Raw genomic sequence first — 9,218 nt, forward strand, 5'->3', positions numbered from 1 at the left:
ATAAAAATATATAAAAGAAAATATAGCTAATATAAAATAGATAAGGTTATTATTAAATTGTTTGTATAGTTCCTTATCCTGTTTCTCCTTAGCATTTTTATCTCCTTTTTATAAACTCTAATAATTTTGATTAATTATATTACTATAAATTTAAAATGTCAAGTATTTTTAAATTTTCATTATTTCAATGATTTCTCTTTTATATAAGAGTCTTTGAAACTCAATATCCTTATTTTTATCAAGTTCAATTCTAATTTCTTTTATAATTTCACCAGGTCTATTAGCTAAGATATAAATTTTATTACTAAGCAGAACTGCTTCTTCAACATCGTGAGTTATAAGTATAGTTGTTAATTTAAATTCTTGAGCTAATTTTAAATACCAATCATGAAGTTCTCTTTTTGTTATTGCATCAAGTGCACTAAAAGCTTCGTCTAACAAAAATATTTTTCTTTTAAACATATAAGTTCTAATAAGTGCAATTCTCTGTCTCATTCCTCCACTTAGCTGTTTAGGATACTTATCAGCATATTCAAAAAGACCAAATACCTTTAAAATTTTTTCTGCCTCTTCCAAAGCATATTTTTTTTCAATTTTACTTATAATAAGGGGTAAAATTATATTTTCAATAGCAGTTTTATGTTCAAATAATAAATCTTTTTGTAACATATAGGCAACTTTAGTTTTATAATCACTGCTGCCATCTATCCATATTTCACCGTCTTGTATATCTAGTATACCTGCTATTAAATTGAAAAGAGTAGTTTTTCCGACTCCACTGCTTCCTATAATACTAACTATTTCATTTTCTTTTACATTTAAGTTTATGTCTTTTAAGATTTTAGAATTTCCAAAAGAATAACTTAAATTTTTAATTTCTATCATTAAATATACCAACCTATTCTAGATAATCGTTACTAAATCCAGTATTTTCAGGAATTTGATTGTTTAGTAAGTTATTAGCATTTATCCAATTGTAGAATTTATTCCAACGCTCAGCATCGATATATCCCCACTTTTCTTTATTACTTGCATATTCTTTAGATAAATATTTTTGAGATTCTAATACGAAATCTCTTTTGTTACTTAGCTCAGGAGCATGTTTTATTAGAATATCTGCAGATTCTTCAGGATGTTCCATAGCATATTGATAACCTTTTTTTATTGCTTTTAATATTTTTTTAGCTTCTTCTGCATTTTCTTTTAAATAATCGTTATTTGCAATAATTATTGGTGAATAAAAATTCAACTCATCTGCATAGTCTTTAAAATAGAAAAAGTTAGTTTCTATTTTTAAATTATCTGCCATTATTTTATCCCAACCATAATATATAGCTGCAAAATCGAAAAGTCCATTTGCAATATTAGTTATAGAATTATCATCAGTATTTGGGATTTTTGTAACTTTTGAAAAGTCTCCACCTTGATTTTCCATTATAATTTTTAACATTGCAAGCTCAATAGGTATGTCCCAAGTTCCATATTTATGATTTTCTAAATCTTTTGGATTTTGAATATTAAATTTTTTGTCACTTATAATACCAGAAGTATTATTTTCTATAATTGCAGCAACTGCTGTAACTCCTGCACCTTTAGCTAATTTTGGAGCTAAATAGTCTTGAAAGTAAATTCCCATAGGAGCTTTATTATTTATAACAAGACCAGAAGTGCTTTCATTAGCAGGCTGTTTAATATCTAAATCTATACCTTCTTCAGCAAAGTATCCTTTTTCCTTAGCAACAAAAAGTCCAGTATGGTTTGTATTAGGAACCCAGTCTAATAAGAAATCTACCTTTTTTAATTCAACAGGTTTATTTTCAACCTTATTCTTTGTTCCACAAGCGACTAAAAATAGTACCATAAAAACTAGTAAAAACTTTAATTTTTTCATTTTATCCTCCTAAAAATTTTTTATTGTATATATTTCCATTTTAAAACTTTTTTTTCTATTATTTTAACAATTTCTATATTTAGAAGACTGATCATAGAAACTAAGAAAATGACCGCAAACATAGAATCATACTCAAAAGCTTTTTTTACTCTTGTCATATAAACACCCAATCCTTCAAAACCACCTAGCCATTCAGCAACAACAGCTGTTATAAATGCATATGAAACACTAACTCTAAGACCAGCAAAAAAATAGCCAAGTGAAGTGGGAAATTTTAAATGTTTTAAAATTTGAAAATCATTTGCATTCATAAGTTTTAAGAGTCTAATTTGATCCTCGTCACAATGTTTAAATCCATCTAAAATACTTATTATTATTGGAAAAGTGGTCGTAAGAACTATTAAAACTATTTTAGGTGTCATATCATAACCTAACCATAAAATAAGTATGGGTGCTATGGCAATTGTCGGGACTGTCTGTGTTAATATTAACAAGGGATAGATGGTTTTATAAACTATTTTATACCTATCCATTAAAATTGCTAATATACTTGCTATTATTATACCTAAACTTAAACCAATTGCAGTTTCAATGAGGGTGATTTTGCTGTGGAATATGAGTAAGTTAATATCTCGTATAAAAGCACGAATAATTTCAAATGGAGTAGGAAATATAAATTTGGGTAACAGAGAAAAAAATCCCGCCAATTGCCATAGTATGAGAACTGATAAAACACTGATATAACTTGTATATCTATTTAATAATTTCTTTACTTTACACATTTTTCCTTCTTTCTAAAAAATAAAAACTCTCTTAAAAAATAAAGAGAGTTAATCATAATTTTGATTGTACTCCCTACGTTGGTATTATCCAAATCAGGTAATTATGGGTCTAAGAGTTTACTCTAATCTCAGCTATAAGCTCCCCAGTACAGTTAATATTAAATTTACATCTTAGATTATATTTTTTTTATCTCAACTTGTCAATAAGAATAAATTTTAAATGTATAATTCTGCTATCATACATCTAGCAGAGCCTCCTCCATGTTCTTCAATAGTTGAAACATCAACAGCTAAAATTAAGCTATATTTTTCAATATTTTCTTTTTGTTCAACTGTTAAAGAATTAAAAGCAGTAAGTGACATAACAAGAATACTTTGGTTGTCTTTATTTTTTAACTCTATGGCATTGCCTAAAAAGTTTTCAACTTGCTTTTCTGAAATGTAAATAATTTCCTTCCTATCATTTTTTAATTCATCTAAAACTTTTTCTCTTTCATTAGCATCGTCAATGGCATCAGCACAGATAAGGGCATAATTTTCTGCAATAGCCATCATAACGTTTGTATGATAGATTAATTTTCTTTCTCCTTTAACAGTTTGGTATGAATGAAAAGCAATTTTTTTATAGCTCATATCATTACAAAAAATATCTAAAAGCCTTTCATCAGCTCTTTCAGATAAAGAGCAATAGGCTTTTTTATTTTTTCTATCTAAAACTAAAGAACCTGTACCTTCTAAGAAAATATTTTCATTTTCTAAATTAGAATAGTCCAAAATTTTTATTTCTTTTTTATTGTCAAAAAAATCATATATATCTTCTCTTCTTTCTAGTCTTCTATTTTTTGCAAACATAGGATACAAAATTGTTAAATTATTAGAATGAGTGGAAAACCAATTATTAGGAAAGATACTGTCAGGGGTATAGGGAAGTTCAGTATCTTGTAAAATTTTTACATCTATACCATTATTTTTTAACTTTTCAACCATATTGTCAAACTCAATAAGTGCTTGTCTTTGAATTTCTAGTCCAGATTTATTAGAATTTTTTTGATAGTGATTATTCACAGCAGTTTCTTCATTATAAGCAAAACAAATAGGTCTTACCATTAAAATTTTATTAGTTATAAATTTTTCCATCTTACCTCCAAAAAATAAAATATTTCTTATAGTTTAATACTTTTATAAGTCAAAATCAACTTAATAATTAAATTTTTGCTATTTTTTTAAAAGTATTGTATAATCTAAAAAAGCACTACTTAACATGATGAAAAGGAAGTGATGTTTATGAAATTATCAATTAAAGGAAGACAAATTACTTTAACTGATTCAATTAAAAAGTATGCTGAAGAAAAAATATCAAAGATTGGAAAATTTAATGATTCTATTCTTAGGACAGATGTGACATTATCTGCTGCAAGATTAAAATCTGGTAATGCTCACGTTGCAGAAATTTTAGTGTATTTAAGTGGAAGTACTTTAAAATCAAGAGCTACTGAACAAGATTTATATACGGCTATAGACAAAGCTGTGGATGGAATAGAACCTCAATTAAAAAAACATAAAGATAAGCATACTCGTGCAAAAGTTCAAGATGATACAGCTAAGAAGTTTTACTCTTTAAATAATGACGAAAATTTTGAAACAGAAGAAAAAAAATTAGTAAAGGTATATCTACCATTGAAACCAATGGATGTTTCAGAAGCTATTTTGCAACTTGAGAGTTTAAATAAAGTTTTCTTTGCCTTTATTAATGTAGAAACTTCAAAAATGGCTGTTGTTTATAAAAGAAAAGATGGTGATTATTGTTTTATATAAGAATAAAAGAATAAAAAAATAGAAGATTTTAAAAAAATAAACTGCCACTTAAGTGGCAGTTTATTTTTTTAAAAATTATGAGTAAAACCTAAAGAAACCAAATTATTATAAAATTTTTTATTTTTAGTTCCTTTATATTTTAATTCAATTAGTAAATCATCATAAATTTGATAAGCTACAGCATAAGAAAAAGATAGATTAAGCTTATCTCTATTTACAGTATATCTTTTGTTATCAGTGTTTAATTCTAAGTTTCCAGTAAATCTTAAATTTTTTATAAAATGATAAGTTGAAAGACCTAAGCGATAATTTATAAATCTAGTATTTTCAATTTTTTTTTGTTTCCATTTATTAGAATCTAAACCTGTGTATATATAAACTTGTGTTTTGTCAAAAAAATCATAATTTTTTCCTTTAAAGAACTTTCCTATTTCAAATGTTCCAGAATATGCTCTTTTTACAAGTTTTTTTGATTGAGAATATGCTAAACCTAATGTAAATAAATAGCTTTCTTTTCTGTAAGAAAGATAAGTATTAAGAGCATAATCTCTAGTGTTAAAATAATTATTTTCAAATTTATATTTTTGATATGCTACAGTTAGACCTGCATGAATATTTTTGGCATCTACGAAATTACTAACCGTACCTAATAAAATACCTTTTGAATCAACCTTTTTATTTTTTTCAAAATATGTTTCAAAAGTTTGTAAACTTCCACTAGCCTTACTAAGCTCAGAAATTTGGTTAAAATTAGCTTCTCTAATTAGTTCTAATCCTCTATTTCCATACATATCAGATTTAGTAGTTGCAGCGTAAATATTAAAAGTAAATAAAACTGAGAAAAAAAACAAAAATTTTTTCATAAAAAGCTCCTTATTTCTTTCTTCCAAAGAATCTAAGTATGTATAAGAATAGGTTTACAAAATCTAAATATAGATTAAGGGCACCTATTATTGAAAGCTTATCAAGTACTTCATCATTTCCTTCAGCCATTTCATATGCTATATATTTTATTCTATTAACGTCATATGCTATAAGTCCAGTGAAAATTACAACTCCTAAAATAGTTCCAATCCAATAAAGGGGACCTGTATTAAAATATCTACTAGCAAAGATATTAATGAATCCTATAATTATAAGAGAAATTAGACCTATTGTAAAAAATCTTCTATAGGAACTTAAATCTTCCTGAGTAGTATATCCAAAAATAGCCATTACTACAAAAATTACAAAAGCAATAGTAAAAGCATATAATATGCTAAGAGGGTCATACAAGAGTCCAACTCCAGAAAGAGTTAAACCTGTAAGAGCAGAGTAAGCAAAAAATAAAATTCTAGCAAAAGAACTAGAAATTTTATTTATAGCAAAACTCAAAGATAAAACCATTGCAATTTCAGCAATAACTAGGAATGTAAAATATTTATAAACGAACATAATCATAGAATTACTGCTATATGTATAAAAAGCAGTGACAAAAGAAATTAGTATGCCCAATGCCATATACAAAAAAACTTTTCTTAAAAAACTATTTGTACTTTTTAAATCAATATCAACTTTGTTGTACATAGAGAATCCTCCTTAAAATAAATTTTTTCTTATTATACCACTAATTTAAAAAATAATATAGCTTAAAAAATAAGAAGTTTTTTATTTTAAAATAGTACTGAATATATTTTTTTTATAATAAAAATGTTCATAACTTTTGTATTTTTTTATAAGAAACTTTTTAACTTGAAAATATAAAAAGAAATGTAGTATAATAAAATTCATTTAAATTATTATTGGAGGGGTTTTTGATGAAGAAAAAATTGTTAAACTTATTTGTGGGGGCTATGAGCTTAATGCTAATTTCTTGTGGAGGAGAAAAAAAAGCAGAGGAAAAGGTAGCAGAAGTCTATCCAAATAAACCAGTTAATGTAATCATAGCATATAAAGCAGGTGGAGGGACAGATGTTGGCGCTCGTATATTAATGGCAGAAGCACAGAAGAACTTTGAGCAACCATTTGTAATTGTAAATAAACCAGGAGCAGACGGAGAGATAGGATATACTGAATTATTAAAAGCAAATCCAGATGGATATACTATAGGATTTATTAATTTACCAACATTTGTAAGTTTACCTTTACAAAGAGAAACAAAATATAAAATTGAAGATGCAGAGCCTATAATGAACCATGTTTATGATCCAGGAGTATTAGTTGTAAGAGCAGATAGTGAGTTCAATACAATAGGAGATTTTGTTGAATATGCTAAGGTAAACCCTCTTAATTTAACGGTTTCTAATAACGGTACAGGAGCATCAAATCATATTGGAGCAGCAGATTTTGCTAAAGAAGCAGGTATAGAGCTAACTCATGTTCCATTTGGTGGAAGTTCAGATATGTTAGCTGCACTTCGTGGAGGGCATGTAAATGCAACTGTAGCAAAAATAAGTGAAGTGGCAAGCTTAGTGAGAAGTGGCGAACTTCGTATATTAGCTACATTTACTGAAGAAAGATTAGCTGGATTTGAAGATACACCTACACTAACTGAAAGCGGTTATCCAGTATTATTTGGTTCAGCACGTGCAATTGTAGCTCCAAAAGGAACTCCAAAAGAAGTTATAGATAAATTACACGATGTATTAAAGGCAGCTTTAGAATCACCTGAAAATATTGAAAAATCAGAAAATGCAAATCTACCTTTAAAATATATGTCACCAGAAGAATTAGGTCAATATATAAAAGATGATGATAAATATATGAGAGAAGTTGGAGAAAAATTAGGTCTTTAATCTAGAAAGGTGTAAAATAACTATGAAAAAATACGATAAAATTTTAACAATAGCTCTATTAATTTTAGAAGTTTTTTATTTTATTTTAATAAAACAACTTCCAGAAAAAGCAGCTAGATATCCTTACTTTGTATTAGGACTTTTAGTTTTTTTAACAATAATTTTAGCTATAAATGCATTTGTTATAAAGGCTAAAGATGATGAAGAAGAAAGTGATAAATTTAAAGATGTAAAAATTGGGCAATTTTTATTTATTATATTTGCTTCTGCAGCATACATAGCTTTAATTGAAATAGTTGGATTCTTTACTACAACTGTTGTTTATCTTTTGATAGTAATGTTAGGGCTTAAGAATAGTGTCAAATGGAGTGTAATAACAAGTATATTATTTCCAATATTTATTTATTTTGTTTTTGTTAGTTTCTTAAGAGTACCTGTACCGAAAGGTTTTTTAATATAGTTTAGGAGGAATTACAATATGTCAGATGTATTATATGGTTTTTTAACAGCTTCAAGTCCCATAAATTTAGTGGCTGCATGTATAAGTGTAGGAATAGGTATAACAATAGGTGCTTTACCAGGTCTTTCAGCTGCTATGGGAGTAGCTCTTTTGATACCTATAACTTTTGGAATGAATCCATCTACAGGTCTAATAGTTCTAGCGGGAGTATATTGTGGAGCAATATTTGGAGGTTCAATTTCAGCAATTTTAATTCGTACACCAGGGACACCTGCAGCAGCAGCGACAGCTATAGATGGCTATGAATTGACATTACAAGGAAAAGCAGGGAAAGCATTGGGCACAGCAATAATAGCATCTTTTATAGGTGGGATATTAAGTGCTATACCTCTTTATCTGTTTGCACCTAAATTAGCAAGATTAGCACTTATGTTTGGACCAGCAGAATATTTTTGGTTATCTATATTTGGACTTACAATAATAGCTGGTGCAAGTACAAAATCTATGACTAAAGGTTTGATTTCAGGAGCATTAGGTTTAATGTTTTCAACAATAGGAATGGATCCAATGTTTGGAAATCCACGTTTTACTTTTGGAATTCCAGTACTTTTATCAGGAGTACCTTTTACGGCTTCACTAATTGGGTTATTTTCCATGTCACAAGTTTTATTGCTTGCTGAAAAGAAAATAAAAGAAATAGGAACAATGATAGAATTTGATAATAAAGTTATGCTATCCAAAAAAGAGATAAAGCAAATTTTACCTACATCTTTTAGATCTTCCTTAATTGGAAGTATAATAGGAATTTTACCTGGAGCAGGAGCAAGTATAGCAGCATTTATTGGTTATAATGAGGCAAAAAGGTTTTCAAAAGAAAAAGATAAATTTGGCAAGGGAAGCATAGAAGGAATAGCTGGAGCCGAAGCAGCAAACAATGCTGTTACTGGTGGGTCTTTAATACCTACTTTTACTTTAGGAATACCTGGAGAAAGTGTTACTGCTGTTTTGCTTGGAGGGCTTATGATTCAAGGTTTACAACCAGGCCCTGATTTATTTACTGTACATGGGAAGGTAACTTATACTTTCTTTGCTGGTTTTATAATTGTAAATATATTTATGCTTATATTGGGACTAACTGGTTCTAAACTATTTGCAAGGGTATCTAGGGTTCCTGATAGTTATTTAATACCACTTATATTTTCTCTAAGTGTTATAGGTTCTTATGCTATTCATAATAATATGGCAGATGTTGTCGTGATGTTTATCTTTGGTTTTATAGGATATTTTGTTCATAAATTTGAATTAAACTCTGCTTCAATAGTTTTAGCTCTAATACTTGGACCTATAGGTGAAGCTGGTCTTAGAAGATCACTTATTTTAAATCAGCAAAGTTATTCTATATTATTTCAAAGTACGGTTTCTAAGGTATTATTATTACTTACTATATTTTCTTTATTTTCTCCTATTATTATGGAAAAAATACAAAATAGAAAAAA

The 9,218-nt window shown here is 27.7% G+C and carries 10 protein-coding genes and 1 riboswitch; of the genes, 4 read left to right on the forward strand and 6 right to left on the reverse strand.

The genetic code is table 11. The features are described from left to right. Positions 1-168 precede the first annotated feature (168 nt). The 4 genes from Q4A58_RS02720 to ctlX form a co-directional block, all read right to left on the reverse strand. Positions 169-885: an ABC transporter ATP-binding protein gene (locus Q4A58_RS02720; RefSeq protein WP_303116410.1), complete on the reverse strand. Its 717-nt coding sequence runs from the start codon at positions 883-885 to the stop codon at positions 169-171. 13 nt (positions 886-898) lie between these two features. Further along, entirely contained in the window at positions 899-1,891 is a 993-nt protein-coding gene (locus Q4A58_RS02725; protein ID WP_303116412.1) for an ABC transporter substrate-binding protein, read from the reverse strand. A gap of 20 nt (positions 1,892-1,911) precedes the next feature. After that, positions 1,912-2,673, reverse strand: a complete 762-nt coding sequence (locus Q4A58_RS02730) for an ABC transporter permease (protein WP_303116413.1) — start codon at positions 2,671-2,673, stop codon at positions 1,912-1,914. Positions 2,674-2,726: 53 nt separating this feature from the next. Then, a riboswitch (TPP riboswitch) is annotated at positions 2,727-2,829 on the reverse strand. 60 nt (positions 2,830-2,889) lie between these two features. Beyond that, positions 2,890-3,810, reverse strand: coding sequence for a citrulline utilization hydrolase CtlX (gene ctlX / locus Q4A58_RS02735; protein WP_303116414.1), 921 nt, complete (start codon positions 3,808-3,810; stop codon positions 2,890-2,892). A 147-nt stretch (positions 3,811-3,957) separates the two neighbouring features. On the opposite strand from ctlX, the gene raiA reads away from it, so the two are divergent. After that, positions 3,958-4,488 carry a ribosome-associated translation inhibitor RaiA gene (gene raiA / locus Q4A58_RS02740; RefSeq protein ID WP_303116415.1) on the forward strand — a complete coding sequence of 177 codons (531 nt, stop codon included), beginning with the start codon at positions 3,958-3,960 and terminating at the stop codon, positions 4,486-4,488. Positions 4,489-4,556: 68 nt separating this feature from the next. Here raiA and Q4A58_RS02745 read toward each other — a convergent pair whose 3' ends face one another. Next, on the reverse strand, positions 4,557-5,351 hold the full coding sequence (locus Q4A58_RS02745) for a hypothetical protein (RefSeq protein ID WP_303116416.1): 795 nt from the start codon (positions 5,349-5,351) through the stop codon (positions 4,557-4,559). Between the two features lie 10 nt (positions 5,352-5,361). After that, entirely contained in the window at positions 5,362-6,054 is a 693-nt protein-coding gene (locus tag Q4A58_RS02750; protein ID WP_303116417.1) for a Bax inhibitor-1/YccA family protein, read from the reverse strand. 230 nt (positions 6,055-6,284) lie between these two features. Between Q4A58_RS02750 and Q4A58_RS02755 the strand changes: the two genes are divergently transcribed. The 3 genes from Q4A58_RS02755 to Q4A58_RS02765 all read left to right on the forward strand — a co-directional run. Further along, positions 6,285-7,262: a tripartite tricarboxylate transporter substrate binding protein gene (locus Q4A58_RS02755; RefSeq protein WP_303116418.1), complete on the forward strand. Its 978-nt coding sequence runs from the start codon at positions 6,285-6,287 to the stop codon at positions 7,260-7,262. Positions 7,263-7,284: 22 nt separating this feature from the next. Further along, positions 7,285-7,722 (forward strand): tripartite tricarboxylate transporter TctB family protein, encoded by a 438-nt coding sequence (locus tag Q4A58_RS02760; RefSeq protein ID WP_303116419.1) that lies wholly within the window; start codon positions 7,285-7,287, stop codon positions 7,720-7,722. An 18-nt stretch (positions 7,723-7,740) separates the two neighbouring features. Further along, positions 7,741-9,218, forward strand: a 1,478-nt coding sequence (locus tag Q4A58_RS02765; protein WP_303116420.1) for a tripartite tricarboxylate transporter permease, incomplete at its 3' end; no start/stop codon positions are given.

The organism is Fusobacterium sp., assembly GCF_030528405.1.
In the GTDB taxonomy this organism is placed as follows: domain Bacteria; phylum Fusobacteriota; class Fusobacteriia; order Fusobacteriales; family Fusobacteriaceae; genus Fusobacterium.

What these genes read in the sequence shown, in the direction of transcription:
- Q4A58_RS02720 (WP_303116410.1), bottom strand. Translation starts at nt 885, where the DNA reads ATGATAGAAATTAAAAATTTAAGTTATTCTTTTGGAAATTCTAAAATC.
- Q4A58_RS02725 (WP_303116412.1), bottom strand. Translation starts at nt 1,891, where the DNA reads ATGAAAAAATTAAAGTTTTTACTAGTTTTTATGGTACTATTTTTAGTC.
- Q4A58_RS02730 (WP_303116413.1), bottom strand. Translation starts at nt 2,673, where the DNA reads ATGTGTAAAGTAAAGAAATTATTAAATAGATATACAAGTTATATCAGT.
- ctlX (WP_303116414.1), bottom strand. Translation starts at nt 3,810, where the DNA reads ATGGAAAAATTTATAACTAATAAAATTTTAATGGTAAGACCTATTTGT.
- raiA (WP_303116415.1), top strand. Translation starts at nt 3,958, where the DNA reads ATGAAATTATCAATTAAAGGAAGACAAATTACTTTAACTGATTCAATT.
- Q4A58_RS02745 (WP_303116416.1), bottom strand. Translation starts at nt 5,351, where the DNA reads ATGAAAAAATTTTTGTTTTTTTTCTCAGTTTTATTTACTTTTAATATT.
- Q4A58_RS02750 (WP_303116417.1), bottom strand. Translation starts at nt 6,054, where the DNA reads ATGTACAACAAAGTTGATATTGATTTAAAAAGTACAAATAGTTTTTTA.
- Q4A58_RS02755 (WP_303116418.1), top strand. Translation starts at nt 6,285, where the DNA reads ATGAAGAAAAAATTGTTAAACTTATTTGTGGGGGCTATGAGCTTAATG.
- Q4A58_RS02760 (WP_303116419.1), top strand. Translation starts at nt 7,285, where the DNA reads ATGAAAAAATACGATAAAATTTTAACAATAGCTCTATTAATTTTAGAA.